Origin of the sequence: Leisingera sp. SS27 (assembly GCF_028368855.1) — a bacterium.
In the GTDB taxonomy this organism is placed as follows: Bacteria; Pseudomonadota; Alphaproteobacteria; order Rhodobacterales; family Rhodobacteraceae; genus Leisingera.
In genome coordinates this window covers 117,001-141,839 of the sequence record NZ_JAQNCY010000006.1, presented here as the reverse complement: position 1 = coordinate 141,839, position 24,839 = coordinate 117,001, and the positions used below count along the sequence as shown (strand labels likewise).

Below are 24,839 nucleotides of genomic sequence, written 5' to 3'. Positions count from 1 at the left end.
TGTGGAGGAAGCTATTCCAGCGGGCTGACCGTCAGGTGCGGAAGGCCGTTGGAAGTCTTCTGGGGCGAGCGGTCGTCAGCATTGATCACCGCGGACACCCGCTGGCGCCAGGAGGAGAAGCTGTCGAACTGGACCACGTCCACGGGCGCGTCGAATTGCAGGGTGATCCGCCGGTGGCCATTGCCGCCGCAGGCGGCCAGACCGTGGACATAGCCGGTGAAGGGCTGGCCCAAGTAGCGCCCCTCAACCCGCACTCCCACCTGCAGTTCCGGCGCGTTGGACGCGCGGGCGTGGAGCGTGTTCCAGTCGCGGAAACCGTAATACTGGGCGATTTGCTCCAATGCGGTGCTGTGGGGGATGGGCAGGCCTTGGGCCTTGGAATGCTTGCGCAAGAGCCGGGCCTCGGCCTTGAGCTGCGCAACAGAAGGAAGGGCAGAGTTGGTCTGCATGGATGTACCTTTCGCAAAAAGGGTGCATGTGCCGTTGCAGACAGGGCTCGCATTGCTGTCCGGGCGTGCACCCAGGCGTCAGGATAAACCTTGTCCGGATTTCACCATGGCCAGCGGCCGCGAGCGGCAGGTATCCGGGACCTGTGATGTCAGATTTAGCGGGCCGGAGCGGGGAAAGCAATTCCCCGCATGTTCAGGCCACCAGCTGGCTGCCTGCCGCACCGGTGATGGCAGCAGTGACGATACTGCCCTCGCTCTGCGCTTCGGAGAAGGCCACCTCGGTGAACTGCTCGGTGCGGCCCATATGCGGGTTTTCCATCAGGATGCGGTGGATCTTGCCGAACTGCGCCGCCAGGTGGCGTTCGACCTGCGCATCGCCAGCCGCGCGCAGCCGGGCCGCGCGCTCCTTGATCACATTGCCGTTCACCTGGTTCGGGATCTTCGCCGCCGGGGTGCCCTCGCGCTTGGAGTAGGGGAAGACGTGCAGCCAGGTCAGGTCGCAGTCAGTGACCAGTTTCAGCGAGTTCTCGAAATGCGCATCAGACTCGGTCGGGAAGCCCGCGATGATGTCGGCGCCAAAGGTCATTTCCGGTCGCAGGCGGCGGGCCTCCTCGCAAAACGCGATGGCGTCATCGCGCAGGTGGCGCCGGGCCATGCGTTTCAGGATCAGGTCGTCGCCATGCTGCAGCGACAGGTGCAGATGCGGCATCAGGCGCGGTTCGGTGGCGATGGCCTGCATCAGATTCTCATCTGCCTCGATCGAATCGATCGAGGAGATGCGCAGCCGCGGCAGGTCCGGCACCAGTTTCAGGATCCGCATAACCAGATCGCCCAGGCGGGGCTGTGCGGGCAGATCGGCGCCCCAGGAGGTGAGGTCCACTCCGGTCAGAACCACCTCGTTATAGCCCCTGTCCACCAGCCGTTTGATCTGGTCGATCACCACGCCCGCGGGGACCGAGCGGGAGTTGCCGCGGCCGTAGGGGATGATGCAGAAGGTGCAGCGGTGGTCGCAGCCGTTCTGCACCTGCACATAGGCGCGGGAGCGGGTGCCGAAGCCGTCGATCAGGTGGCCTGCGGTCTCCGTCACCGACATGATGTCGTCGACCTGGACCTTCTCCGTGGTGCCGATGAAATCCGGCCCCTTGGCGATCTGCTGCCAGGTCTCGGGCTGCATCTTCTCGGTGTTGCCGATGACGCGGGTGACCTCTTCCATCGCGGCAAAGGTTTCCGGTTCGGTCTGGGCCGCGCAGCCGGTGACGATGATCGGCGCCTCCGGGTTTTCACGGCGCAGCTTGCGGATCTCCTGGCGCGCCTTGCGCACGGCCTCCGCCGTCACCGCGCAGGTGTTGACCACCACGGCGTTCTCCAGACCCGCCTGCTGGCTCAGCTCCTTCATCGCCTCGGTCTCATAGGCGTTGAGGCGGCAGCCGAGGGTGGTGAACTTGGGCACGCTCATGCCAGCGTCTCCAGGAATTCGCGGGTGAAGCTGCCGTCGAATACATGCATGGTCGGGCCGGTCATCCAGACGCCGTCCTCGGCCCAGTCGATCCAAAGGGTGCCGCCATCCAGATCGATCTGCACCTTGCGGCCCGTCAGGCCGCGCCGTGCGGCTGCAACGGCGGTAGCGCAGGAGGAGGAGCCGGAGGCCAGTGTCACCCCCACACCGCGCTCCCACACGCGCATGCGGATGCGGTCGGGGCCGGTCACCTGAGCGACCTGCACATTGGTGCGCTGGGGATAGAGCGGATGATGTTCGTAGCGGGGGCCGAACTCTGCCAGAGGGATGACCTCGGCGTCCTCGACAAAGAATGTGCAATGGGGGTTGCCCATGCCGGTGGCCGTGGGGCCGCCCTCGATCGGCAGCTCCAGCGTGTCGGTTTCCTCGGCCAGCGGAATATCCTGCCAGTCCAGCTGCGGCGCGCCCATGTTGACGGAGGTGAGCCCGTTGCCGGCGTCACGGGCATAAAGATCACCGCGGTCGGTGGTCAGATGCAGCTCTGGTGTGCCGGTTTCCAGGATCAGGTGGCGGGCAATGCAGCGGGTGGCGTTGCCGCAGGCGCCGGAGGTGGAGCCGTCGGCATTGTAGAAGGTCAGATGCGCGTCACCCGGGCCGTTTGAAATCACCGTCAGCTGGTCGAAGCCGACGCCGAACTGGCGGTGGGCGATTCCCTTGGCCATGGCCGGGGTGATGGCAATGTCCTGCGCGCGTGCGTCGACAACGACGAAGTCGTTGCCCAGCCCGTGCATCTTCATGAAGGGGATTTTGATGTCTGCCGAGGTGCTCATGGCGGGCATATAGACCCGGGGCGAAGATGAATCCAGCCTTCGGCGAGAAAAGTTGAAAAAAGGGGTTGACCCCCCGCCGCACTGGCCCTAGATACGCCGCCTATCGGGACAGCGTGACACACACCGCCACGCCGGACCAAAGCGAAATAAGTGCTTGAACTTCTTGGGAAAAACACTTAGACCGCGACGAAGAAGTGGGCCGTTAGCTCAGTTGGTAGAGCAACTGACTTTTAATCAGTGGGTCGCAGGTTCGAATCCTGCACGGCTCACCACTTCCTACCAAAACCGCTGAAAATAACACCCGGAACCGCTACAGGTAGCCCTGGGCGCGGAAGCTGAGTTCGGCGGATTTTCCGATGATCAGGTGATCGTGCAAGGTGATTCCCAGCGCAGTCAGCGCGGCCTGCATCTGCTCTGTCACGCCGATGTCGCTGTCCGAGGGTGTGGGGTCTCCGGACGGGTGATTATGCACTAAAATCAACGCGCTGGCGTTCAGTTCCAGGGCACGTTTGGCGACCTCCCGGGGGTAGACGGGCACGTGGTCGACGGTGCCGCGGGCCTGTTCCTCGTCGGCGATCAGCACGTTCTTGCGGTCCAGAAACAGAATGCGGAATTGTTCTGTTTCACGGTGGGCCATGGTGGTGTGGCAATAATCCAAAAGCGCGTCCCAGCTGGAGATCACCTGCCGCTGCATCACCCGGGCGCGGGCCATGCGGTGGGCTGCGGCCTCCAGCACCTTGAGGTCGGTGATGACCGCGTCGCCGATGCCCTTCACTTGCGCCAGCCGTTCCGGGGAGGCCGTCACCACACGATTGAAATCACCAAAGGTATCAAGCAGTTGCCGTGCCAAGGGTTTCACATCCCGGCGCGGGATGGAGCGGAACAGGACCAACTCCAGAAGCTCGTAATCGGGCATGGCAGCGGCCCCGCCGGCCATGAAACGCTCGCGCAGGCGGGCGCGGTGGTCCTTGATGTAGGAGGGCAGGCGCCCGGGGGAGAGCGGGGCCGCAGGGGCCTCCTCGCTGCCGGGAAACAGCGGCAGGGAGACGTCCTCGAATGCGGGGTCCTGTGCCATGGCGCCATGGTGCCGCCATCATGGTTGAGGAAGTGTTAACGGGTGGCGTCGGGGAGCGGCGGAGGGGCGGCAGCTGGGGGGTGACAGACGTGCACCCCCTGTACACCCCCTGTGCACCGCCGCGGTGCGGCGAGGGGCGCCTGGGGCTTGGAGTTGCGTAAAGGATGCGCAAAAGAAAAGCGCCCCGAATTGGGGCGCTTTCTATGGCGTCGTTTGCGGATGGTGGCCGGGGCTCCGCCCGTTCGGCCCTGAAACCGCCCCGCGGACGGTTTCCTAGACGGGCCTCACCCCTTCATCCCATCCCAAAAACTTTTCACCGAAGAGAAGAAGCTGCGGGATTCGGGGTTGGTGTTTTCCTCGGAGATGTCCTCGAACTCGCGCAGAAGCTCTTTCTGGCGGGCGGTGAGGTTCATCGGGGTTTCCACCGCCAGTTCAATGAACATGTCCCCGGTGGCACCGCCGCGCAGCGCCGGCATGCCCTTGCCGCGCAGGCGCATCTGGCGGCCGGACTGGCTGCCCTCGGGGATCTGCACCCGACCGCGGCCGCCGTCGATGGTCGGCACCTCGATGGAGCCGCCAAGCGCCGCCTTGGCCATGCTGACCGGCACCCGGCAGTAGAGGTTGTTTCCGTCGCGTTCAAACAGCTTGTGCGGGCCGACCTCGACAAAGATGTAGAGATCGCCCGGAGGGCCGCCGCGCAGGCCGGCTTCGCCTTCGCCCGCGAGACGGATGCGGGTGCCGGTTTCCACGCCTGCCGGGATGTTCACCGACAGCGAGCGGTCCTTTTCGACGCGGCCGTGGCCGTGGCAGGACTTGCAGGGGTTCTTGATGATCTGGCCCAGGCCCGAGCAGGTCGGGCAGGTGCGTTCAACGGTGAAGAAGCCCTGCTGCGCGCGGACCTTGCCCATGCCGGAGCAGGTCGGGCATGTGGTGGGTTCCACGCCGCCCTCGGCGCCGGTGCCCTCGCAGGAGGTGCAGGAGACCGAAGCGGGCACCTTGATGGTCTTGTGCAACCCGCCAAAGGCTTCCTCCAGCGAGACGCGCAGGTTGTAGCGCAGATCGGCGCCGCGCGATGCCCGCTGGCGTCCGCCGCCGCCGCCGCGCTGGCCGCCCATGAAATCCCCGAACAGGTCGTCGAACACGTCGGAGAAGGCGGAGGAAAAATCGCCGCCGCCAAAGCCCTGGCCGCCGCCGCCGCGCTGGCCGCCGCCCATGCCGTTTTCAAAGGCGGCATGGCCAAAGCGGTCGTAGGCCGCCTTTTTCTCGGCGTCCTTCAGGACATCATAGGCCTCGTTGGCCTCTTTGAACTGCGCTTCGGCGTCCGGATTGTCCTTGTTCCGGTCGGGGTGCAATTCCTTGGCCTTCTTGCGAAAGCCCTTTTTGATTTCGTCTGCGGTGGCGCCTTTGGCCACGCCCAGAACGTCGTAATAGTCACGTTTTGACATCGGTTACCCCATCTGCCTCAACGAAAATGGGCCGGTCCGGGGTCGGACCGGCCCGCCTTGGCCTGAGTGGTCAGGCGTTAGCGCTTGTCGTTGTCCAGGTCTTCGAATTCGGCATCGACGATGTCGTCGTCGCCGGGGCCTGCAGCTTCGTCCGCAGCAGCCGGCTCATCGTCGCCGCCTTCTTCGGCCTGCGCCTTGTAGATCGCCTCGCCCAGTTTCATCGCGGCTTCAGTGACATTCTGGATGCCGGATTTGATCTTCTCGGCAGAGGATTTCTCGTTTTCCAGATCGTCCTTCAGTGCGGCCACGGCCAGCTCGATCACCTCGATAGTGGAGGGGTCGACCTTGTCGCCATGCTCTTCCACCGATTTCTCGGTCGAGTGGATCAGCGATTCGGCCTGGTTCTTGGCTTCGATCAGCTCGCGGCGTTCCTTGTCCGCCTCGGCGTTGTCCTCGGCGTCCTTGACCATCTTTTCGATGTCTTCGTCCGAGAGGCCGCCCGATGCCTGGATGGTGATCTGCTGTTCCTTGCCGGTCGCCTTGTCCTTGGCGCCGACCGACACGATGCCGTTGGCGTCGATGTCAAAGGTCACTTCGATCTGCGGCATGCCGCGCGGTGCCGGCGGGATTTCCTCGAGGTTGAACTGGCCGAGCATCTTGTTGTCGGCTGCCATTTCACGCTCACCCTGGAACACGCGGATGGTCACGGCGTTCTGGTTGTCTTCCGCGGTCGAGAACACCTGCGACTTCTTGGTCGGGATGGTGGTGTTGCGGTCGATCAGGCGGGTGAAGACACCGCCCAGGGTTTCGATGCCGAGCGACAGCGGGGTCACGTCGAGCAGCACCACGTCCTTGACGTCGCCCTGCAGAACGCCGGCCTGGATGGCGGCGCCCATGGCGACCACTTCATCCGGGTTCACGCCCTTGTGCGGCTCTTTGCCGAAGAACTTGGAGACCTCTTCGATGACTTTCGGCATCCGGGTCATACCGCCGACCAGAACCACCTCGTCAATGTCGGAAGCCGACAGGCCTGCGTCCTTGAGGGCCGCCTTGCAGGGGTCCATCGAACGCTTGATCAGGTCGGAGACCAGGCTTTCCAGCTTGGCGCGGGTCAGCTTCATCACCATGTGCAGCGGCTGGCCCGAGGAGGGGTCCATCGAGATGAACGGCTGGTTGATCTCGGTCTGCGAGGTGGAGGACAGCTCGATCTTGGCTTTTTCAGCGGCTTCTTTCAGGCGCTGCAGGGCCATCTTGTCCTTGGACAGATCGACGCCGTTTTCCTTTTTGAACTCATCCGCCAGGTAGTTGACGATGCGCATGTCGAAGTCTTCGCCGCCCAGGAAGGTGTCGCCGTTGGTCGACTTCACTTCGAACAGGCCGTCGTCGATTTCCAGGATGGTCACGTCGAAGGTGCCGCCGCCGAGGTCATAGACGGCGATGGTCTGGGTGTTTTCCTTGTCCAGGCCATAGGCCAGCGCAGCCGCGGTCGGCTCGTTGATGATGCGCAGCACTTCGAGGCCCGCGATCTTGCCGGCGTCTTTGGTGGCCTGACGCTGGGCGTCGTTGAAGTAGGCCGGAACGGTGATCACCGCCTGGGTGACTTCCTCGCCCAGGTAGGATTCCGCGGTTTCCTTCATCTTGCCCAGGGTGAAGGCGGAGATTTGCGACGGGGAGTATTTCTCACCTTTGGCTTCGACCCATGCGTCGCCGTTGCCGCCGTTGACGATGGAGAACGGCACCATCTTCTTGTCTTTGGCGACGGCGGGGTCGTCGAACCGGCGGCCGATCAGGCGCTTGACGCCGAACACGGTGTTGTCGGGGTTGGTGACGGCCTGGCGTTTGGCCGGCTGGCCGACCAGGCGCTCGTCGTCGGTGAAGGCAACGATCGACGGGGTGGTGCGCGCGCCCTCGGCGTTTTCAATCACGCGGGGCTGGGAGCCATCCATGATGGCCACGCAGGAGTTGGTGGTACCCAGGTCGATGCCGATAACTTTGCTCATTTGCGATCCCTTTTTACTACTCAAGGCGATTACCCGAGGCCTGAACCCGTTGCGGCATCCCGGCCCCGATGGAAGTTGCGGCCTGGACTGTGCCTTGCCGCGTCCCGGCGTATATAGGGGCGTGAAAACGGCCCTGCAAGCGTTCGGTCGCGCCGGTTACGGCAAATCCGCCTGAATTTGGCAAGGGTTTGTCCAGCAAGCCCCAATTCTGCTGAATCTGCCGTGTTTGCCGCAGCGATGGGCTTTTGCATTTGACCCTGGCGGCTCTTGCCCCAGCTTGTGCTCCGGCAGCGGCCCTGGGCCGCAGTCCGCAGGCACGCAGGAAAGAGACGGTGGCACAAAGCTTTTCAGAAATTGCTGGCGGCAGGCGCAGGCAGGTGGACGGGCTGCGGATGATTGCCATGCTGGGTGTGTTCTATGTGCATTTCTGGAACGAGTTTCCGGTTATCGAACATGCCCGGGTGTCGCTGTTCTTTGTTGTCAGCGGCTTTCTTATTACTGTCATCTTGTTGCGGGCGCGCCAGCATGGAGGGCGCTTTCGGACGGCCCGGAACTTCTACATCCGCCGCGCGCTGCGCCTGCTGCCGCCCCTGCTTCTGGTGCTTGCCTTTGCTGCCGCCTTAGACATGGAAGGCATCCGCAGCAGCCTGCCGTGGCACATTTTCCAGCTTACCAATCTGCACGCCTTCCTGAACCGGAGCTGGGACCCCTGGATCACTGCGCATCTGTGGAGCCTCAACATGCTGGAGCAGTTCTATGCATGCTGGCCGCTGGTGATCCTGCTGCTGCCGCTGCGCCGGGCTGTTCAAATAACCGCGGTTATGCTGGTCCTGCCTGCTGTGGTTTATGCGGCTGCGCTTGAGGGAAGCAAATGGACCGGGATTGTCGTCGGTTTCGATTCGATCGCGGCGGGTGCGCTGCTGGCCCTTTCCATGAACCGCCCCGAAGTCTGGCGGGTCCTGAGCGCGCCCGCTGCCGGGCTTGCTGCCTGCGTGTTTGTGCTGTCGCCGCTTCTGTTCAGCGCCGGATTTGGTCAAACCCAAGTCTACCGTGTGCTGCTGATCCTGGCGCTGGCTGTGATCGTGGCCGGCGCCTGGGAGGGTTACAAGGGGCCTGCCGGGTATCTGCTGGGCGGCCGTCTGGCGGGGTTCGTAAACCGGATCAGCTACAGCGCTTATATCTATCACCTGCCGCTGTGGTGGTTTCTGGTTCACTATGGCGACCGCAGCCTCTATGAACGCGGGCCGCGGACCTTCGTGATCATGTCGGCGGCTTCGCTGCTGGCGGCCAGTGTTTCGTGGTATTGCATGGAGCGCCCAATCGCGGCACTGAAGGAAAAATTCCCGACCCGCCCGCCAGGGCCCGGGGGCAAGGAGAGTGCGGCAGAGAATGATGAAACCGGTCAGCCCCCCGCCCGGCAGTCTGTTGGCTGACAGGCCGAAACCATTGCTTCTTCGGGGGATTCAGGTCTGGAAAGAGTGCCTCGATCCGCTTCGCCAGCAGGCTTTGATCGATGCCCTTCGCCCGGTGCTGAAGGCCGCGCCCTTGTTTTCGCCCGAAGTGCCCGGCGGCGGGCAGATGTCGGTGCGGATGACCTCGGCCGGGCAGTTCGGCTGGTATTCGGATGCCAAGGGGTACCGTTATGCGGAGCGGCATCCCGCGGGGCGGGAGTGGCCTGCAATCCCGGCAGAGGTGCTGGATATCTGGCGTGCGCTGACCGGGCTGGAACGGCAGCCCGAGTGCTGTTTGCTCAACTACTACGGCGAAGGCGCAAGGATGGGGCTGCATCAGGACAAGGATGAGGCGGATTTTTCCTTTCCCGTGGTGTCCATTTCGCTGGGGGATGACGGGCTGTTCCGGATTGGCAACCAGACACGGGGCGGCAAGACGGAATCGGTCTGGCTGAGCTCGGGCGACGTGGTGGTGATGGGAGGCGCGGCGCGGCTGACCTATCACGGGGTGGACCGGATCCGGTTCAAGTCGTCACGGCTCTTGCCCAAGGGCGGGCGGATCAATCTGACGCTCAGGGTGGTGACGTGATGGCGGAGGAATTGAATTTTGAGGACCTGCCCTCGCCAGGTAACAGGCAGTCGGTTTTGGAGTTTGCGCAGCAATTCAATGCATACGCGCACTACGGGTCATTCAAAGCGGCTGCAGACGCAGCACGGCATAGCACACGGCAAACGGTCCAGGAATTGAGAGCGGAGTTGTTCATGGCGTACCGTGCTTCCAATCATCTCGGTACGGACGGCTTCTGAACCACCTATGCTGAACTGCTCCCGTATTTTGAAGAACTTCTCCGGGACTAGCGCCGCGCGTTCCAGCTGAGGGAGACATTGCGGCGGGTGTAAAATTCGCCCATCAGGCCGATCACGATCAGCACCAGCGCCACCCAGGCCGCGTACTGCCAGGAGCTGAAGTGCGGATTGTAGTTGATGAAGACGAAGCCGCGGGCCTGGTCAATGCAGTGAAACAGCGGATTCCAGTCGAACATTGCCAGCATGAAGCCGGGCAGCGTGTTGGCCAGGAACATCTTGCCCGAGGCAATCATATTGGCGCGCTGGTAGATCATCATCAGAATGCTGACAAAACTCGGCGCCCAGGGTTTCAGCACCAGGAACACCAGCCCGACGCTGAACCCGGTGATCCAGGACAGCAGCACCATGCCGAAGGCGGGAATGGGTTCCTCGATGTGCACGGGCGTGTAGGCGACGTGATAGACAAACAGGATGATGATCAGCGACAGAACCTGAATGTAGAGCGCGCCAATGGCGGCGGACAGCAGGGCGACCATCGTGTTCATCGGCGCGTGCTGCATCATCGGGCTGCTGGGGCCCTCGGCGCCGGCAACAGCGCTGACAGTCTTGGTGTGGACCATGAACAGGTAGACGCCAGACATCACATAGAGCAGGAAGTCGCCGCGGAGGGCGGCACCCCGCAGGCCCAGAACCGCGAACATGACGTAGAAGGCCAGCACGAACAAAATCGTCTGCAGCAGGTTCAGGCCGAGCGCGATGAAGGCATTGTTGTGCTTGGAGCGGACACTGCGCACGATCGAATGGAACACCACCTCGCACAAGGCGAAGAAGCCGGACATCCAGGAAGGCTGTGTGCGCTGCTGAAACATGAACCTGCGTTCTCTGCTCGAATATGATGCGGCTGCTTGCCGTTCTGCTGTCTGCGGATCATAAGGGGCAAGAGGCAAATTTTCAATTAAACCCGTATCAGGGAGACCCGCGTGACCTATGAAGACCTGGTGCCCGTGATCCGCAAGCTGGCCATCGAGGCCGGCGCGAAGATCATGGAGATCTACAATTCCGACGATTTCGACGTGAAGGTGAAATCCGACGACAGCCCCGTGACCGAAGCGGATGAAGCGGCGGATGCACTGATCTCGGCGGGGCTGCGGGCAGCATTCCCGGACATGATGCTGGTCACCGAGGAGCAGGCGGCCTCGCACAAGGAGCGCGGCGATACCTTCCTGATCGTCGATCCGCTGGACGGCACCAAGGAATTCATCCACCGCCGCGGCGATTTCACCGTCAACATCGCGCTGGTGGAGAAGGGCGTGCCGACCCGGGGCGTGGTCTATGCGCCGGCGCGGCAGCGGATGTTCTTTACCCTGGCCGATGGCAGCGCGGTCGAGGAGACTGGTGCCTTTGACCCGCAGATCATCGGCGAGACCCGCCCCATCCGGGTCGCCGACAGCGACAATTCGGCGCTGATGGTGGTGGCGTCCAAATCGCACCGCGATCAGGCCACTGACGACTACATCGGCAAATACAGCGTGAAGGACAGCAAAAGCGCCGGTTCCTCGCTGAAGTTCTGCCTGGTGGCCACCGGCGAAGCGGATCTCTATCCGCGAGTCGGGCGCACCATGGAGTGGGACACCGCGGCCGGCCATGCGGTGCTCGCCGGCGCTGGCGGAGAGGTGGTGCGCTTTGACGATCACTCCCCGCTGAAATACGGTAAAGAGGGCTATGCGAACCCGTTCTTCATCGCCTATGCACCAGCTGTGGAACTGAAGGAAGCCTGATGTCCGTCCTGATCGTCATCCCCGCCCGTTATGCCTCCACCCGCTATCCTGGAAAACCGCTGGTGCCGCTGACCGGGGCCCGCGGGGAAAAGCGCTCGCTGGTGGAGCGCTCGTGGCGGGCGGCCTGTTCAGTGCAGGGCGTGGACCGTGTGGTTGTGGCCACCGATGACGATCGCATCAAACAGGCGGCGGAGGGTTTTGGCGCTGAGGTCGTGATGACCTCGGAATCCTGCGCCAACGGCACCGAACGCTGTGCGGAGGCGCATGCGGCGCTGGGCGGCGGTTATGAGATCGTGGTGAACCTGCAAGGCGACGCGCCGCTGACCCCGCATTGGTTTGTCGAGGATCTGGTGGCCGGGCTCAAGGCCGCGCCCGGCATGGGGCTGGCAACACCGGTGCTGCGTTGCAACGGCGAAACGCTGAACAGCCTGCTGGCTGACCGCAAGGCCGGCCGGGTCGGTGGCACCACAGCAGTATTTGCCGCGGACCATAGTGCGCTCTATTTCTCCAAGGAGGTGGTGCCCTATTGCGGTCAGACTTATGGTGATGGCGAAAATACGCCGGTCTTTCACCACGTCGGCGTCTATGCCTACCGCCCGGATGCTTTGGCGGCGTATTCTGATTGGGATACAGGGCCGCTGGAACGGCTCGAAGGGCTGGAGCAGCTGCGGTTTCTGGAGAACGGGCGCAAGGTGCTGTGTGTTGAGGTGGAGGCGCGCGGCCGCGAGTTCTGGGAGCTGAACAACCCGGAAGACGTGCCGCGGCTGGAAGCCATGATGGAGAAGATGGGGCTCGAGTGAGTGCAGTATGGTAATGAGAAACGGAACAATCAGAAAGCTGCTCCGGAACGGCAGCAAGGGGCAGCGGGCAGTTGCTTTACATTTTTTTGGAGACAGACGGGTATGATGCGCGTCAGCTTCGCTGCGTCTGACGCCGGTGCAGGCGTCCAGCCCGGAATTTGAGTACAGAGAGAACATCATGCGTAAAAAAGTAACCAAGGCGATTTTTCCGGTTGCGGGACTGGGCACCAGATTCCTGCCTGCAACCAAATCCGTGCCCAAGGAAATCATGACTCTGGTCGACCGGCCGCTGGTGCAATACGCCATCGACGAGGCGCGTGCTGCCGGGATCAAGGAATTCATCTTTGTCACCTCGCGCGGCAAGGGCGCGCTGGAGGACTATTTTGACCACTCGCCGGTTCTGGAGCAGGAACTGCGCAAGAAGGGCAAGGATGACCTGCTGGAAATCCTCAAGAGCACCGACATGGAATCCGGCGCGATTGCGTATCTCCGCCAGCACAAGGCGCTGGGCCTGGGCCATGCTGTCTGGTGTGCCCGCCGCCTGATCGCCAATGAACCTTTTGCGGTGATCCTGCCGGATGACGTGATCGCGGCAGAGAAGCCCTGCCTGCAGCAGATGGTCGAGGCCTATGAGGAAATCGGCGGCAACATGGTTGCCGCGATGGAGGTCCCGCCGGAGAAGACCTCGTCCTACGGTGTGCTCGACGTGAAGGACGATATGGGCCAGGTGGTTGCAGCCAACGGCATGGTCGAGAAGCCCAAGATGGAAGATGCGCCGTCGAATCTGGCGGTGATCGGCCGTTACATCCTTGCACCGTCGGTTCTGAAGAACCTCAACAAGATGAAGCAGGGTGCCGGCGGAGAGATCCAGCTGACCGACGCGATCGCAGAAGACATTGCAAAGGATGTGCCGGTCTACGGCTACCGTTTCCGCGGCCAGCGTTTCGACTGCGGCTCCAAGGCGGGCTTCCTGCAAGCAACTGTGGCCTTTGCGCTGGCGCGCGATGAGCTGCGGGACGATCTGATGAACTACATCACCGAGATCGCGCAGGTCGGCAAGGCCGCGCAGTAACCTCGCGGGCCGCCCTTCGGGGCGGCTTTGTGTGTATGGGGCAGAGACAGTGACCAATATTCTCGTGACCGGCGGCGCCGGATATATCGGCTCGCATGCCTGCAAGGCGCTGAAGGCGGCGGGCTATACGCCCGTGACCTACGACAACCTGGTGACCGGCTGGCAGGATGCGGTCAAGTTCGGCCCCTTTGAGAAGGGCGACTTGAGCGTCCGCGCCCGGCTGGATGAGGTGTTTGCCAGGTATCAGCCCGCTGCGGTGATGCATTTTGCGGCACTCAGCCAGGTGGGCGAGGCGATGAGCGAGCCGGGCCGCTACTGGGCCAACAACACCGGCGGGTCGCTCAACCTGATCGAGGCCGCGGTCGCGGCGGGCTGCCTGGACTTTGTCTTCTCCTCCACCTGCGCCACCTATGGCGAGCATGACAATGTGGTGCTGGATGAAAACACCCCGCAGTTGCCGCTGAATGCCTATGGCGCCTCCAAGCGCGCAGTGGAGGATATCCTGAAGGATTTCGGCGCCGCGCATGGTCTGCGGTCGGTGATCTTCCGCTATTTCAACGTGGCAGGTGCGGACCCTGAGGCAGAGGTGGGTGAGTTTCACCGCCCCGAAACCCACCTGGTGCCGCTGGTGCTGGATGCGGTTGCGGGCAAACGCGACGCGCTGACCATCTTTGGCACTGACTATGACACGCCGGACGGCACCTGCATCCGCGACTATGTGCATGTCTGCGACCTGGTGGACGCGCATGTGCTGGGCCTGAAATGGCTGGAGGGCGGTAAGGGCAGCCAGGTGTTCAACCTGGGCACCGGCAGCGGGTTTTCGGTGCGCGAAGTGATGGATAAGGCTGAGGCCGTGACGGGGCAGAAAGTGCCCTGCACCACCGGGCCGCGCCGGGCGGGCGACTGCACCAAGCTGGTGTCCGGCTCCACCCGTGCAGTCACCGACCTGGGCTGGGAGCCGCATCGCTCCACCTTGGAAACGATGATTGCCGACGCCTGGAAATGGCATAAGACAGGCCATTACGAGAGCTGAGAATGGCACAGACCGCCGCGCCTGATCTTCCGCCGCTGGGCCTCACCGGGGCCTACAGGCTGCGGTGGAAGCGGCGACGGCTGCTTTGGCGGGCACTGCGCGCGCGCCATCAGCTGCAGAAGGTGGCAGACCGGACCCGGGAGATCGCCGGGCAGGGTGTTCTGGTCTTTACCGTACTTCGCAATGAGAGCACCCGGCTGCCCTTTTTCCTGGAACACTACCGGCGGCTGGGCGCGGCGCATTTCCTGATGGTCGACAATGGCAGCGATGACGGCAGCGCAGAGCTGCTGGCAGCGCAGCCGGATGTCTCCCTGTGGCAAACGCAGGCCAGCTACCGGGACACGCGCTTTGGCCTTGACTGGCTGGGCTGGCTGCTGATCCGGTACGGCCACCGGCGCTGGTGCCTGACCGTGGATGCGGATGAACTGCTGATCTATTCCGGGATGGAGGCGCACGGGCTGAGCGGCCTGACGCAGCGGCTGGAGCAGGTCGGCCGTGAGGGGTTCGGCGCCTTGATGCTGGATCTGTACCCGAAGGGGCCGCTGGACAGCCAGACCTATGCACCGGGCCAGGACCCCTGCGAGGTGCTGCACTGGTTTGATGATGGCCCCTACCGGGCGGCGCGGCAGCAGCCGAAGGGCAATCTGTGGGTTCAGGGCGGTGCACGGGAAAGGATGTTTTTCGCTGATCAGCCGGAACACTCGCCCACGTTGAACAAGCTGCCGCTGGTACGATGGAACCGGCGTTATGCTTACGTCAATTCAACCCATTCCATGCTGCCGCCGCAGATGAATGCGCTGTACGACGGGCCGGGCGGCAGGGCGCCTTCCGGAGTGTTGCTGCATACGAAGTTCCTGCCGGAGATTGTTTCTAAATCGGCAACGGAAAAACAGCGGCAGCAGCATTTTCATACGCCGCATCTGTTTGACGGTTATTATGACCGGATCACCGGGGCCCCGGATATGTGGCACGCCGGGGCGGTGCGGTATCAGGGGCCGGACCAGCTGGCTGCCTTGGGGTTGATGACAGCAATTGACTGGTGACGCCGGGGGCGGGAAATCCTGACTGTTGCAGCCGCGCCGTGCGCCCGCGTAACCGTTTCTAAATCCGTTGTTAATACACTGAGCTCGTGACATATTGAGCGGAAACTTGCCAATGGCCAGAAGGCCGTGGCAGGCGGGTGCGCTCCTTGGAAAATGGTTTGGAGTAAACGTGGGGCTTTGGGATTCTTACCGGATGCGGTTGCGGCGCAAACGCCGGCTGGTCCGCGCGGTGCGCAAATCCGGTGAGCTGACCGCGCTGCAGGACCACACCCGGGCGATCCGGCCAAGGGATATCCTGCTGGTCTGCACCATGCGCAACGAGCAGATCCGGCTGCCCTATTTCCTGCAGTACTACCGCAGCATGGGCATTGATCATTTCCTGTTTGTGGACAATGACTCGACCGACGGCACGGCGGAGTACCTGCGCGGGATGGAGGACGTCTCGCTGTGGCACACCAGCGCCAGCTACAAGCGCGCGGGCTTCGGCATCGACTGGATGAACTATCTGAAGCGCAAGTACGCGCATGATCACTGGGTGCTGGTGGTCGATCCGGATGAGTTTTTCATCTACCCGTTCTGCGACACTCGGCCGATCCGGGCGCTGACGGACTGGCTGGACAATTCGGCAATCCGCAGCTTCTCAGCGATGCTGCTGGATGTGTACCCCAAGGGCCGGATCAGTGAAGTGCCGTATCAGGCCGGGCAGAACCCGCTGGAGATCGCCCATTGGTTCGACAGCGGCAATTACACCATCAGCCGCAACCCGGAATACGGCAACCTGTGGATCCAGGGCGGGCCGCGGGCGCGGGTGTTCTTTGCCGATGCGCCCAAGAAGGCGCCTGCGCTGAACAAGATCCCGCTGGTCAAATGGCACCGGCGCTATGCCTATGCCAGTTCCACCCACTCCCTGCTGCCGCGCGGATTGAACCAGGTGTATGAGACCAATGGCGGTGAAAAGGCCAGCGGCATGCTGCTGCACGCCAAGTTTCTGGACACCTTCACTGCCAAGGCCGAAGAGGAGCTGGTGCGCGGCCAGCATTACGGCGGATCGGCAGAATACAAAGCCTATGCCGCCAAACTGGCAGAGCAGCCGGAACTGTGGTGCAAGTGGAGCGAGAAATACATCAACTGGCGTCAGCTTGAGATCCTGGGGCTGATGTCCAAAGGGAATTGGGCATGAATTCGGTCGGTGTGGTCATGCTGGTGCACACGGCGCTGGACCGGGCGGCGCAGGTGGTACGCCACTGGACCGCAGCGGGGTGTCCGGTGGTGCTGCATGTCGACCGCAATGTCAGCCGTGCGGTGTTCGGCCGCTTCCGCCAGGAACTGGATGGCAACCCGCTGGTGCGGTTCTCAGCCCGCCACCGCTGCGAATGGGGCACCTGGGGCATCGTCGCGGCCTCGCAATCGGCGTCAGAGGTGATGCTGGCGGAGTTTCCGGATGTGCGCCATGTCTATCTGGCCTCCGGCTCCTGCCTGCCGCTGAGGCCGGTGCAGGAACTGGCCGATTACCTGGCTGCGCGCCCGGATACCGATTTCATTGAAAGCGCCACCACTGCCGACGTGCCCTGGATTGTCGGCGGCCTCAGCCATGAGCGGTTCACGCTGCGGTTCCCGTTTTCCTGGAAGCGGCACCGCTACTTGTTCGACCGTTACGTGGCGTTGCAGCGCAAGCTGCGGTTCAAGCGGCGGATCCCCTCAGGATTGGTGCCGCATATGGGCAGCCAGTGGTGGTGCCTCACACGCAAGACCCTGGCGGCGATCCTGCAGGATCCGGAACGCCCTGCCTATGACGCTTATTTCCGCAAGGTCTGGATCCCGGATGAAAGCTACTTTCAGACCCTGGTGCGGCAGGACTCGGGCAACATTGAAAGCCGCTCCCTGACGCTGAGCAAGTTCGACTTCCAGGGCAAGCCGCATATCTTCTACGACGATCATCTGCAGCTTCTGCGCCGCTCGGACTGTTTTGTAGCGCGCAAGATCTGGCCGCATGCCGACCGGCTGTATCAGGCCTTTCTGAGCGATCAGGCAGGGGTGATGAAGCGGACGGAACCGAACCCCGGCAAGATCGACCGGATCTTTGCCAAGGCGGTGGAGCGGCGCACCCGCGGACGGCCCGGTCTCTATATGCAGAGCCGGTTTCCCGGCCATGGCTCAGAGAACGGGGTCACTTCTAGCCCCTATTCGGTTTTTCAGGGCTTTTCCGAGCTGTTTGAAGATTTCGAAACCTGGCTGGCACGCACGACCGGCAGCAAGGTGCACGGGCATATCTTTGCACCGGAGGGGGCGGAATTCTGTGAAGGGCAGAGCCTGATCAACGGCTGCCTGAACGGCAGCGCAGGGTTGCGCGACTATAACCCGGAAAGCTTTCTTACCAGCCTGATCTGGAACACCCGAGGTGAGCGTCAGTGCTTTCAGTTCGGACCGCGCAGCAATCAGGCGGTGAACTGGCTGGTGGCGCGGGATACCAACGCGCAGGTCTCGGTCATCAGCGGTGCCTGGGCGATTCCGCTGTTCAAGTCCAGCCGCAGTTTCGCGGAACTGCGACAGGAGGCGGCCAGGCTGCAGCAGAGAGAGGCGGACCAATTGCAGATCCTGCGCTCCCAATGGACCAAGGCACGGGTGCGGATCTGGACCATGGCGGAGTTTGTCGAAGCGCCGATGGAGCCCTTGCAGACCATCATCGACGAAATCGGACCGCTGTCCGCGCGGCATTTGAGCGAAGCCCCCAGGATGGTGGATCTTGAAGGCTTCGGGCAGTTTCTGCAGAATTTGAAGAACCAGGGCATGCACCCATATCTGATGGGCGACTTTCCGGTCGAGCACAGCCCTGCCAGCCCGTCCAAGCCGCAGCGCAAACCTTATCTGGTGCGATAATCCATTATGTCTGAACCCTCCTTTGATTACTTCACCGTCTTCGCCGAAATGCGGACCGGCTCCAATTTCCTGGAAAGCAACCTGAACGCCTTCGACCGGCTGGCATGCCATGGAGAGGCGTTTAACCCGCATTTCATCGGCTACCCGAACAGTACAGAAATCCTGGGCGTGACCCAGGCGATGCGGGACGCCGATCCGGCGCGGCTGATCCAGGAAATCAAGGCAGAGCCAGGCGTTCTGGGTGGCTTTCGCTACTTCCACGATCACGACCCGCGGGTGCTGGATCTGATGCTGGAGGATCCGCGCTGCGCCAAGGTGATCCTGACCCGCAACCCGCTCGACAGCTATGTCTCGTGGAAGATCGCCCAGGAAACCGGCCAGTGGAAACTGACTGATGTGAAGCGGCGCAAGGACGCCAAGGCGCGGTTTGACGCGGCGGAGTTCGCGGCCCACGTGGAGGCGCTGCAGGAGTTCCAGGTCCGCCTCCTGAACCGGCTGCAGGCGCTGGGGCAAACGGCGTTTTACGTGGCCTACGAAGACTTGCAGAGCCTTGAAGTGATGAACGGTCTGGCCCGCTGGCTGGGCGTTCCGCAGCAACTGGAGGTGCTTGACGGAAGTCTCAAGCGGCAGAACCCGGCGCCGGTGCTGGCCAAGGTGGCCAATCCTGACGAGATGGAGGAAGCGCTGGCCGGTATGGACCGGTTCAATCTGACGCGGACCCCGAATTTCGAACCGCGCCGCGGCCCGGCGGTGCCGGGCTACGTGGCGGGGGCGGTGACGCCGCTCTTGTATCTGCCGGTGAGGGGCGGGCCGGAGGCAGGCGTGGTGCAGTGGATGGCCGGACTGGACCAGGTGGCGCCGGAAAGCCTGATTCAGGGTATGAACCAGAAGCAGCTGCGCCAGTGGAAACGGCGCAACAAGGGGTTTCGCAGTTTCACCGTGCTCCGCCATCCTGCGGCGCGGGCGCATGCTGTATTCTGCCGGCGGATCCTGAATGCAGGCGCGGGCAGTTACGGGCAGATCCGCAACACCCTGCGGCGGCAGTTCAAACTGCCCATTCCGGAGGAGGGGCCAGGCGCCGGCTATTCGCGTGCCCAGCACCGCGAGGCCTTTGCCGGGTTTCTGGAGTTTGTGCGCGCCAGCCTTGCCGGGCAAACCCCGGTGCGGCTGGATGCGGAGTGGGCAACCCAAGCCCAGGCACTGGCCGGATTCGCCGAACTGGGCACCCCGGATCTGCTGATCCGCGAGGAGGAGATGGGCGAAGACCTGCCCGCGCTGGCCCGCAAGCTGGGCCGGATGGAGCCGGGGGCGGTCCCGGAGACCAAGCCGGAGGCGCCTTTTACGCTGGCGGATATCTATGATGCGGAGCTGGAAGCGCTGATTGCCTCAGTCTATCAGCGCGATTACCTGGCCTTCGGCTTCGGTCCCTGGCAGCAAGGCTGACCCTGCGCGACGGCCAAAAAAACGGGGGCTCCCGCGCCCGCCGGATGTTCAGCGGGCTGAACAGCCGCAACGGCCTTGGGCCGGGCGCCGCACGGGGTGCGGCGCTGGCCTGCCGAGGCTACGGCAGCTCTCAGGCAGACACGTGAAAAAGAGAGCGGCGCTGCCCGGCCGGGGCCGCAGGCCGCGTGGCCGGGCGTGACCCAACGGGAAGAGCGCTGCCGTCAGGCAGCCGATGACGGGCGGGAGAATTTCCGGCTGCAAAGATGCGAAGTGCCGGGGAAGAGAGGCTGTGGGGACCAGCAGATGCTGCTTGCTGCCTCAGGCGGCCTGGACGGACTGGCCTTCGGTCAGAATGGTATAGAGTGTGGCCGGATCGTGATTGGCGCGCAGCTTGGTGCAGAAGCTCTGTTCACGCAGGGTGCGCGACACCAGCGCCAGTGCTTTCAAGTGCTCGACGCCGGCGTCTTCGGGCGCGAACAGGGCAAAGGCGATATCAACCGGCTGGCGGTCGACCGCGCCGAACTCCAGCGGTTTTTCCAGGATCAGGAACGTGCCGCAGACCTCGCTGATGGACTCAAGCCGGGCATGCGGCAGGGCGACGCCGTGGCCGACGCCGGTGGGGCCAAGGCTCTCGCGGTCCAGCAAAGCCTCGACCGTGGGCTGCGCGTCCAGCCCGTAGGCGGCCTGAGCGACATCCGCGATTTCCTGGAACAAGCGCTTCTTGCTGGAGACCGCACCGATAACCCGGACGGCCTCTGGCTTGAGGATGCTGGAAATCTGCATGTGTCTGCTCCGTTCCGGCGCCCCGTTCGGGGGCGCCGATGCCTTAGGTGTGTTTACGGATCGATCCAGCCGATGTTGCCGTCGTCGCGGCGGTAGACCACATTCAATCCGTCTTTGCCTTCATTGCGGAAGACCAGTACCGGTGCGCCTGCCAGTTCCATCTGCATCACCGCTTCCCCGACAGACAGGGAGGGGATACGGGTCTCCATTTCGGCGACGATGATCGGCTGCAGCGAGTCCGGCTCAGAATCCGCTTCCTCAGAGGCGAGGATATACGAGTTGGCGCCCAGATGTTCAACCGGCTCGCTGCGATCCTTGTGGTGATCTTTCAGGCGGCGCTTGTAGCGGCGCAACTGCTTTTCCATTTTCTCGCAGCAAGCGTCGAAGGCAGCATAGATTTCGGTTTCGTGGGCTTTCGCCTGCGCGCTCAGCCCGGTCGACAGGTGGACGGTTGCTTCACACACAAATTCATGCGCTGAACGGGAAAAGACCACAGTCGCGTCGGTTGGGCGCTCGGCGTATTTTTGTACGGCCGAACCCAGCTCGTTCTGCACATGAACCTGCAGAGCCTCGCCGATGTCGATCTGTTTGCCGCTGATTTTGTAACGCATGTGATCTCCTTCACAATTTATTGCGGCCGGGCCCGCCGCCAAGGCAATCCTTGGCGGTGTCACGTCAGGTCCGGAACCGGGGGGCAGGCCAGCCGTCCGGTTGCATCGGTCCGGGCCTTGTCGCCAAGGCTGTTGTTCGGACTGCATCGGACTGCGCGTATGCCATGGATCAATTCGACGGCAAGACAGCGGGAGAGTCAATGGACAACGCGAAAAAAGAAGCCCCGGTTTTCAGCAGTTATTTGCTGCCGCGGAGGCGTGAAAAGGGTCAGGAAATGCGGAAGTTGTCGCCGAGGTAGACACGGCGGACGTTCTCGTTTTCCACCACCTCTTCGGGGCTGCCGGACATCAGCACCTGGCCGTCGTGCAGGATATAGGCGCGGTCGACGATTTCCAGTGTTTCGCGCACGTTGTGGTCGGTGATCAGTACCCCGATGCCGCGCTTTTTGAGGTCTGCCACCAGGTGGCGGATGTCCCCGACGGAAATCGGGTCGACGCCGGCGAAAGGCTCATCGAGCAGAAGGTATTTCGGGTTGGCCGCCAGGCAGCGGGCGATTTCGACCCGGCGGCGCTCACCGCCCGACAGCGCCAGCGCCGGTGCGCGGCGCAGGTGTTCGATCGAGAAATCCGACAGCAGTTCTTCCAGCCGCTCGCGGCGTTTGTGCTCGTGCTTTTGCGAGATATCCAGAACGGCAGAGATGTTATCCTCAACCGACAATCCGCGGAAGATCGACATTTCCTGCGGGAGATAGCCGATGCCGAGGCGCGCACGGCGGTACATCGGCAGGCCGGTCACGTTCTGGCCGTCAATGGTGACGGTGCCCGCTTCGGGAAACACCAGGCCGGCAATCGTGTAGAAGCTTGTGGTCTTGCCAGAGCCGTTGGGACCAAGCAGGGCCACAACCTCACCCCGGTTCAAAGACAGGGAGACGTCCCGGATCACCACCTTCTTGCGGTAGGATTTGCGCAGCCGTTCAATGCGCAGCCCGGAGGAGCCTTCCGTCACTTTCAGGTCTGGTTTCGCCATCAGTTGCTGCCGCCGTTCGGATTGAGAATGGTTTTCACGCGGCCGGCCATCTGCGCGGTTCCGGAAGTGAGGTTGACCTCCAGCCGGTTAGAGGCGAGGGTCCCGTTTTCCTGATTGAGCAGCACGTTTCCGGTCATCACGACCGTGCCCCGGTCGATGGTATACTCTGCGTACTGAGACTCGGCAGCGTCCGGGCCGCTGACCAGAACCACATTTCCGGTGGCCTCCAGGCGTTCGACGCCGGCCTCTCCGCCGCCTTCTTCTGCTGTCTTGTAGATGACGAGAACCGTGTCGGCGGACAGCCGCATGACGCCCTGCACGATCAAGACATTGCCGGTGAATTCAGCCGAACCGTCGGCCTGGTTCACGGCAAGGTTGTCAGCGGTGACTTCAACCGGCAGGCTGGGGTCGGCCTTGACCGCGCCGAAGGCAACGGAGGCCGTTTGCGCCAGTGCGAGGCCGGGAAATACCGCGAGAGGCAGGCAGAAAATCAATGCGCGCAAATAAGACACAGGTTATCTTTCCGGTTGCTGGGGTTGATATAGCAGCTTCACCCCGTTTTTGAACAGCATATGGACCGGGCCGCCGTCAGTTTTTGACTCGATCTGCATGTTGCCTGCCGTCAGCACGCCGATGTCGCCGGTCGCGCGGACCGGCCCCGGGCTGTGGGCCGACAATCCGCTGAGAATAGAATTCAGCTCCTCAGTCTCGACAACAAGGCCATCGGCCGAGGTGATGATCACATTTCCGGTAAAGCGGGCGGTGTCCTGGGCCGGATTGATGGCTCCGGTTTCGGAGGCCAGCGTGATCTTGCCGCCCTCCGCCAAATGGATCTCCGCGGACATTTCGCTGGCTATCGCTGGCGCGCCGTTCCGGCCAGGGCGTGCGGTAGAGGCGGTCACAAGAATCTCGTCGCCATTTGCGGTGGTGCCGGAAAAGTAGGGAGCGGTGACCAGCTGGCCTCTCATCCGGTCCTCGATTTCCTTTTGCGCAAAGGGGATCACTGCGTCCGTGTTCACTCCGCGCGAGATCAGGAACAAAGTCGACAGCAGAACAAGTGCTGCCAGCGGCAGCAGCACCTTGAGATATGCGACGGCTCTTGAATGGCTGTCCATGCCCTGCTCCGCGCCTCTGTTAGCCCAGCCCAGCCCGCAGGCAGTCGTGGATATGCAGCAGGCCTTCGGCCTTTCTTCCTTTCTCCGGGTCAACCACAAACAGGCAGGTGATCTTGCGCTGGTTCATCACCGCAACCGCCTCCTGCGCCATGGCGCCGGGAGCAATTGTGGCAGGGTCCGCGGTCATCACTTCGGCCGCGGTTTTGTTCAGCAGCCCGTCCATATGGCGGCGCAGGTCGCCATCGGTGATGATGCCGGCCAGCGCGCCATCGGCGGCGGCAACGCCTGCAACGCCGAAACCCTTTTGGCTGATTTCGATCAGTGCGTCTGCCATCGGGGTGGATTCAGAGACAAGCGGCAGCGCGCCGTCCGCATGCATCAGGTCGCGCACCTTGCTGAGCTGGGCGCCGAGTTTGCCGCCCGGGTGGAAATCGCGGAAGTTTTCCGGGCGGAAATCGCGGTGCTTCATCAGCGCGATTGCCAGGGCGTCGCCCATTGCCAGCGTCAGCGTGGTGGAGATCGAGGGCACCATGCCAAAGCCGCAGGCCTCGCCCATCGAGGGGATTTGCAGGTGCACGTCCGCCTGTTTCATCAGGGTGCTGTCCATCTTGCTGGACAGGCCTATCAAGGGGATGGCGAAACGGCGGGTGAAGGCCAGCAGGTTGGCCAGTTCCGGTGCCTCGCCCGAGTTAGAGATCGCCAGCACCACATCGCCTTCGGACAGCATGCCGAGATCGCCGTGGCTGGCCTCAGCCGGATGCACGAAGTAGGCGGGGGTGCCGGTTGAGGCCAGTGTCGCTGCGATTTTGTGGCCGATATGGCCGGACTTGCCGATACCGCTGACGATGATACGGCCCTTGGCTTGCAGGATCAGCTGCACAGCTTCGGCAAAGCGTTCGTCAAGACCTTCGGCCAGGCTGTTCAGCGCATTGGCCTCATCGGTGATCACCTGCCGGGCGGTGACGAGGAATTTTTCTGTATCGGTCATGAGTGGGCGAAGATGTCAATTTCGGGCCAGCCGGCAAGATCCAGCTTGGCGCGCATGGGGAGGAAATCAAAACAGGCCTGAGCCATTTCGGTGCGTCCCTCGCGGGCCAGGCGCTTGTCCAGTGCGTCGCGCAGCTTGTGCAGGTGCAGGACGTCGGAAGCCGCATAGTCGAGCTGCGCCTCGGTCAATTCCTCTGCGCCCCAATCGCTCATCTGTTGCTGCTTGGAGATGTCGATGCCCAAGAGTTCCTGTGTCAGGTTCTTCAGCCCGTGGCGGTCAGTGTAGGTGCGCACCAGGCGGCTGGCGATCTTGGTGCAGTAAACCGGTGCAGCCAGGGCGCCAAAAGCGTGGTACATCGCAGCAATGTCGAAGCGGCCGAAATGAAACAGCTTCAGAACATTCGGGTCTTCCAGCATCCGGCACAGGTTGGGAGCCCCAGTCTGGCCTTTTTCCACCTGAACAATATGAGCATTGCCGTCGCCGCCGGACATCTGGATCACGCAGAGGCGGTCGCGGTGCGGGTTCAGACCCATGGTCTCGCAGTCAATGGCGACAACGGGGCCGAGATCCACCCCGTCGGGCAGGTCGTTCTTGTACAGGTAATTGGCCACTGGAATTCCCTTTTGATATTCACCGCACCGGGGCTGTTGCAGAGGAAATAGGCGCTTTGGCCTGCAAACTCAACTGTGCCCTCAAAAACGGCAAAGGGTCCTAAGAATCCCTGAAGACTCCTGCACGGCACACAAACAAACCTGT

The 24,839-nt window shown here is 62.7% G+C and carries 24 protein-coding genes and 1 tRNA gene; 11 read left to right on the top strand and 14 right to left on the bottom strand.

Annotated elements, in window-relative coordinates:
- Positions 1-11: 11 nt before the first annotated feature.
- The 3 genes from N6L27_RS14305 to dapF all read right to left on the bottom strand — a co-directional run bounded on the left by N6L27_RS14305 (position 12) and on the right by dapF (position 2,744).
- Complete coding sequence (locus N6L27_RS14305) at positions 12-449, bottom strand: glyoxalase superfamily protein (protein WP_271907972.1); 438 nt, start codon at positions 447-449, stop codon at positions 12-14.
- 193 nt (positions 450-642) lie between these two features.
- Positions 643-1,905: a tRNA (N(6)-L-threonylcarbamoyladenosine(37)-C(2))-methylthiotransferase MtaB gene (gene mtaB / locus N6L27_RS14300; RefSeq protein WP_271907971.1), complete on the bottom strand. Its 1,263-nt coding sequence runs from the start codon at positions 1,903-1,905 to the stop codon at positions 643-645.
- Entirely contained in the window at positions 1,902-2,744 is an 843-nt protein-coding gene (dapF, locus tag N6L27_RS14295) for a diaminopimelate epimerase (RefSeq protein WP_271907970.1), read from the bottom strand. The genes mtaB and dapF overlap by 4 nt, the downstream gene beginning before the upstream one ends.
- A gap of 187 nt (positions 2,745-2,931) precedes the next feature.
- On the opposite strand from dapF, the gene N6L27_RS14290 reads away from it, so the two are divergent.
- Positions 2,932-3,007 (top strand) — tRNA-Lys (locus N6L27_RS14290).
- A 38-nt stretch (positions 3,008-3,045) separates the two neighbouring features.
- On the opposite strand, the gene radC is transcribed toward N6L27_RS14290, so the two are convergent.
- The 3 genes from radC to dnaK form a co-directional block, all read right to left on the bottom strand.
- Entirely contained in the window at positions 3,046-3,810 is a 765-nt protein-coding gene (radC, locus tag N6L27_RS14285; RefSeq protein WP_271907969.1) for a RadC family protein, read from the bottom strand.
- Positions 3,811-4,094: 284 nt separating this feature from the next.
- Positions 4,095-5,255: a molecular chaperone DnaJ gene (gene dnaJ / locus N6L27_RS14280; RefSeq protein WP_271907968.1), complete on the bottom strand. Its 1,161-nt coding sequence runs from the start codon at positions 5,253-5,255 to the stop codon at positions 4,095-4,097.
- 77 nt (positions 5,256-5,332) lie between these two features.
- Entirely contained in the window at positions 5,333-7,279 is a 1,947-nt protein-coding gene (dnaK, locus tag N6L27_RS14275; protein WP_271907967.1) for a molecular chaperone DnaK, read from the bottom strand.
- A gap of 308 nt (positions 7,280-7,587) precedes the next feature.
- Here dnaK and N6L27_RS14270 point away from each other — a divergent pair, with 308 nt between their 5' ends.
- Positions 7,588-8,688 carry an acyltransferase family protein gene (locus N6L27_RS14270; protein WP_271907966.1) on the top strand — a complete coding sequence of 367 codons (1,101 nt, stop codon included), beginning with the start codon at positions 7,588-7,590 and terminating at the stop codon, positions 8,686-8,688.
- A complete protein-coding gene (locus N6L27_RS14265) occupies positions 8,648-9,295 on the top strand; it encodes an alpha-ketoglutarate-dependent dioxygenase AlkB family protein (RefSeq protein ID WP_271908146.1) in 648 nt (215 codons plus the stop codon). The genes N6L27_RS14270 and N6L27_RS14265 overlap by 41 nt, the downstream gene beginning before the upstream one ends.
- A 265-nt stretch (positions 9,296-9,560) precedes the next feature.
- Here N6L27_RS14265 and N6L27_RS14260 read toward each other — a convergent pair whose 3' ends face one another.
- Positions 9,561-10,382 (bottom strand): ABC transporter permease, encoded by an 822-nt coding sequence (locus N6L27_RS14260; protein ID WP_271907964.1) that lies wholly within the window; start codon positions 10,380-10,382, stop codon positions 9,561-9,563.
- A gap of 111 nt (positions 10,383-10,493) precedes the next feature.
- Here N6L27_RS14260 and cysQ point away from each other — a divergent pair, with 111 nt between their 5' ends.
- The 8 genes from cysQ to N6L27_RS14220 all read left to right on the top strand — a co-directional run bounded on the left by cysQ (position 10,494) and on the right by N6L27_RS14220 (position 19,559).
- Entirely contained in the window at positions 10,494-11,291 is a 798-nt protein-coding gene (gene cysQ / locus N6L27_RS14255; protein ID WP_271907963.1) for a 3'(2'),5'-bisphosphate nucleotidase CysQ, read from the top strand.
- On the top strand, positions 11,291-12,091 hold the full coding sequence (locus N6L27_RS14250) for a 3-deoxy-manno-octulosonate cytidylyltransferase (protein ID WP_271907962.1): 801 nt from the start codon (positions 11,291-11,293) through the stop codon (positions 12,089-12,091). The genes cysQ and N6L27_RS14250 overlap by 1 nt, the downstream gene beginning before the upstream one ends.
- A gap of 178 nt (positions 12,092-12,269) precedes the next feature.
- Positions 12,270-13,163: a UTP--glucose-1-phosphate uridylyltransferase GalU gene (gene galU / locus N6L27_RS14245; RefSeq protein ID WP_271907961.1), complete on the top strand. Its 894-nt coding sequence runs from the start codon at positions 12,270-12,272 to the stop codon at positions 13,161-13,163.
- Positions 13,164-13,212: 49 nt separating this feature from the next.
- Positions 13,213-14,196 (top strand): UDP-glucose 4-epimerase GalE, encoded by a 984-nt coding sequence (gene galE / locus N6L27_RS14240; RefSeq protein ID WP_271907959.1) that lies wholly within the window; start codon positions 13,213-13,215, stop codon positions 14,194-14,196.
- Positions 14,197-14,198: 2 nt separating this feature from the next.
- Positions 14,199-15,239 (top strand): glycosyltransferase family 2 protein, encoded by a 1,041-nt coding sequence (locus N6L27_RS14235; RefSeq protein ID WP_271907958.1) that lies wholly within the window; start codon positions 14,199-14,201, stop codon positions 15,237-15,239.
- Positions 15,240-15,432: 193 nt separating this feature from the next.
- Complete coding sequence (locus tag N6L27_RS14230; RefSeq protein WP_271907957.1) at positions 15,433-16,419, top strand: glycosyltransferase family 2 protein; 987 nt, start codon at positions 15,433-15,435, stop codon at positions 16,417-16,419.
- Positions 16,416-18,116: a DUF5927 domain-containing protein gene (locus tag N6L27_RS14225; RefSeq protein WP_271907956.1), complete on the top strand. Its 1,701-nt coding sequence runs from the start codon at positions 16,416-16,418 to the stop codon at positions 18,114-18,116. Before N6L27_RS14230 ends, N6L27_RS14225 begins: the two co-directional genes overlap by 4 nt.
- 6 nt (positions 18,117-18,122) lie before the next feature.
- A complete protein-coding gene (locus N6L27_RS14220; protein WP_271907955.1) occupies positions 18,123-19,559 on the top strand; it encodes a sulfotransferase family 2 domain-containing protein in 1,437 nt (478 codons plus the stop codon).
- 318 nt (positions 19,560-19,877) lie between these two features.
- On the opposite strand, the gene N6L27_RS14215 is transcribed toward N6L27_RS14220, so the two are convergent.
- The 7 genes from N6L27_RS14215 to N6L27_RS14185 all read right to left on the bottom strand — a co-directional run bounded on the left by N6L27_RS14215 (position 19,878) and on the right by N6L27_RS14185 (position 24,694).
- A complete protein-coding gene (locus tag N6L27_RS14215) occupies positions 19,878-20,342 on the bottom strand; it encodes a PTS sugar transporter subunit IIA (protein WP_260016615.1) in 465 nt (154 codons plus the stop codon).
- A 53-nt stretch (positions 20,343-20,395) separates the two neighbouring features.
- Positions 20,396-20,953 (bottom strand): ribosome hibernation-promoting factor, HPF/YfiA family, encoded by a 558-nt coding sequence (gene hpf / locus N6L27_RS14210; RefSeq protein ID WP_271907954.1) that lies wholly within the window; start codon positions 20,951-20,953, stop codon positions 20,396-20,398.
- A gap of 268 nt (positions 20,954-21,221) precedes the next feature.
- Entirely contained in the window at positions 21,222-21,980 is a 759-nt protein-coding gene (gene lptB, locus N6L27_RS14205) for an LPS export ABC transporter ATP-binding protein (protein ID WP_039184848.1), read from the bottom strand.
- Complete coding sequence (locus N6L27_RS14200) at positions 21,980-22,492, bottom strand: LptA/OstA family protein (RefSeq protein WP_271907953.1); 513 nt, start codon at positions 22,490-22,492, stop codon at positions 21,980-21,982. Before N6L27_RS14200 ends, lptB begins: the two co-directional genes overlap by 1 nt.
- Positions 22,493-22,495: 3 nt before the next feature.
- Positions 22,496-23,095: an LPS export ABC transporter periplasmic protein LptC gene (gene lptC, locus N6L27_RS14195; RefSeq protein WP_271907952.1), complete on the bottom strand. Its 600-nt coding sequence runs from the start codon at positions 23,093-23,095 to the stop codon at positions 22,496-22,498.
- A 19-nt stretch (positions 23,096-23,114) separates the two neighbouring features.
- Positions 23,115-24,083, bottom strand: coding sequence for a KpsF/GutQ family sugar-phosphate isomerase (locus N6L27_RS14190; protein WP_271907951.1), 969 nt, complete (start codon positions 24,081-24,083; stop codon positions 23,115-23,117).
- A complete protein-coding gene (locus tag N6L27_RS14185) occupies positions 24,080-24,694 on the bottom strand; it encodes a ribonuclease D (RefSeq protein ID WP_271907949.1) in 615 nt (204 codons plus the stop codon). The genes N6L27_RS14190 and N6L27_RS14185 overlap by 4 nt, the downstream gene beginning before the upstream one ends.
- Positions 24,695-24,839 lie beyond the last annotated feature (145 nt).

What these genes read in the sequence shown, in the direction of transcription:
- N6L27_RS14305 (WP_271907972.1), bottom strand. Translation starts at nt 449, where the DNA reads ATGCAGACCAACTCTGCCCTTCCTTCTGTTGCGCAGCTCAAGGCCGAG.
- mtaB (WP_271907971.1), bottom strand. Translation starts at nt 1,905, where the DNA reads ATGAGCGTGCCCAAGTTCACCACCCTCGGCTGCCGCCTCAACGCCTAT.
- dapF (WP_271907970.1), bottom strand. Translation starts at nt 2,744, where the DNA reads ATGCCCGCCATGAGCACCTCGGCAGACATCAAAATCCCCTTCATGAAG.
- radC (WP_271907969.1), bottom strand. Translation starts at nt 3,810, where the DNA reads ATGGCACAGGACCCCGCATTCGAGGACGTCTCCCTGCCGCTGTTTCCC.
- dnaJ (WP_271907968.1), bottom strand. Translation starts at nt 5,255, where the DNA reads ATGTCAAAACGTGACTATTACGACGTTCTGGGCGTGGCCAAAGGCGCC.
- N6L27_RS14265 (WP_271908146.1), top strand. Translation starts at nt 8,648, where the DNA reads ATGAAACCGGTCAGCCCCCCGCCCGGCAGTCTGTTGGCTGACAGGCCG.
- N6L27_RS14260 (WP_271907964.1), bottom strand. Translation starts at nt 10,382, where the DNA reads ATGTTTCAGCAGCGCACACAGCCTTCCTGGATGTCCGGCTTCTTCGCC.
- N6L27_RS14250 (WP_271907962.1), top strand. Translation starts at nt 11,291, where the DNA reads ATGTCCGTCCTGATCGTCATCCCCGCCCGTTATGCCTCCACCCGCTAT.
- galU (WP_271907961.1), top strand. Translation starts at nt 12,270, where the DNA reads ATGCGTAAAAAAGTAACCAAGGCGATTTTTCCGGTTGCGGGACTGGGC.
- N6L27_RS14235 (WP_271907958.1), top strand. Translation starts at nt 14,199, where the DNA reads ATGGCACAGACCGCCGCGCCTGATCTTCCGCCGCTGGGCCTCACCGGG.
- N6L27_RS14230 (WP_271907957.1), top strand. Translation starts at nt 15,433, where the DNA reads ATGCGGTTGCGGCGCAAACGCCGGCTGGTCCGCGCGGTGCGCAAATCC.
- N6L27_RS14225 (WP_271907956.1), top strand. Translation starts at nt 16,416, where the DNA reads ATGAATTCGGTCGGTGTGGTCATGCTGGTGCACACGGCGCTGGACCGG.
- N6L27_RS14220 (WP_271907955.1), top strand. Translation starts at nt 18,123, where the DNA reads ATGTCTGAACCCTCCTTTGATTACTTCACCGTCTTCGCCGAAATGCGG.
- N6L27_RS14215 (WP_260016615.1), bottom strand. Translation starts at nt 20,342, where the DNA reads ATGCAGATTTCCAGCATCCTCAAGCCAGAGGCCGTCCGGGTTATCGGT.
- hpf (WP_271907954.1), bottom strand. Translation starts at nt 20,953, where the DNA reads ATGCGTTACAAAATCAGCGGCAAACAGATCGACATCGGCGAGGCTCTG.
- lptB (WP_039184848.1), bottom strand. Translation starts at nt 21,980, where the DNA reads ATGGCGAAACCAGACCTGAAAGTGACGGAAGGCTCCTCCGGGCTGCGC.
- lptC (WP_271907952.1), bottom strand. Translation starts at nt 23,095, where the DNA reads ATGGACAGCCATTCAAGAGCCGTCGCATATCTCAAGGTGCTGCTGCCG.
- N6L27_RS14190 (WP_271907951.1), bottom strand. Translation starts at nt 24,083, where the DNA reads ATGACCGATACAGAAAAATTCCTCGTCACCGCCCGGCAGGTGATCACC.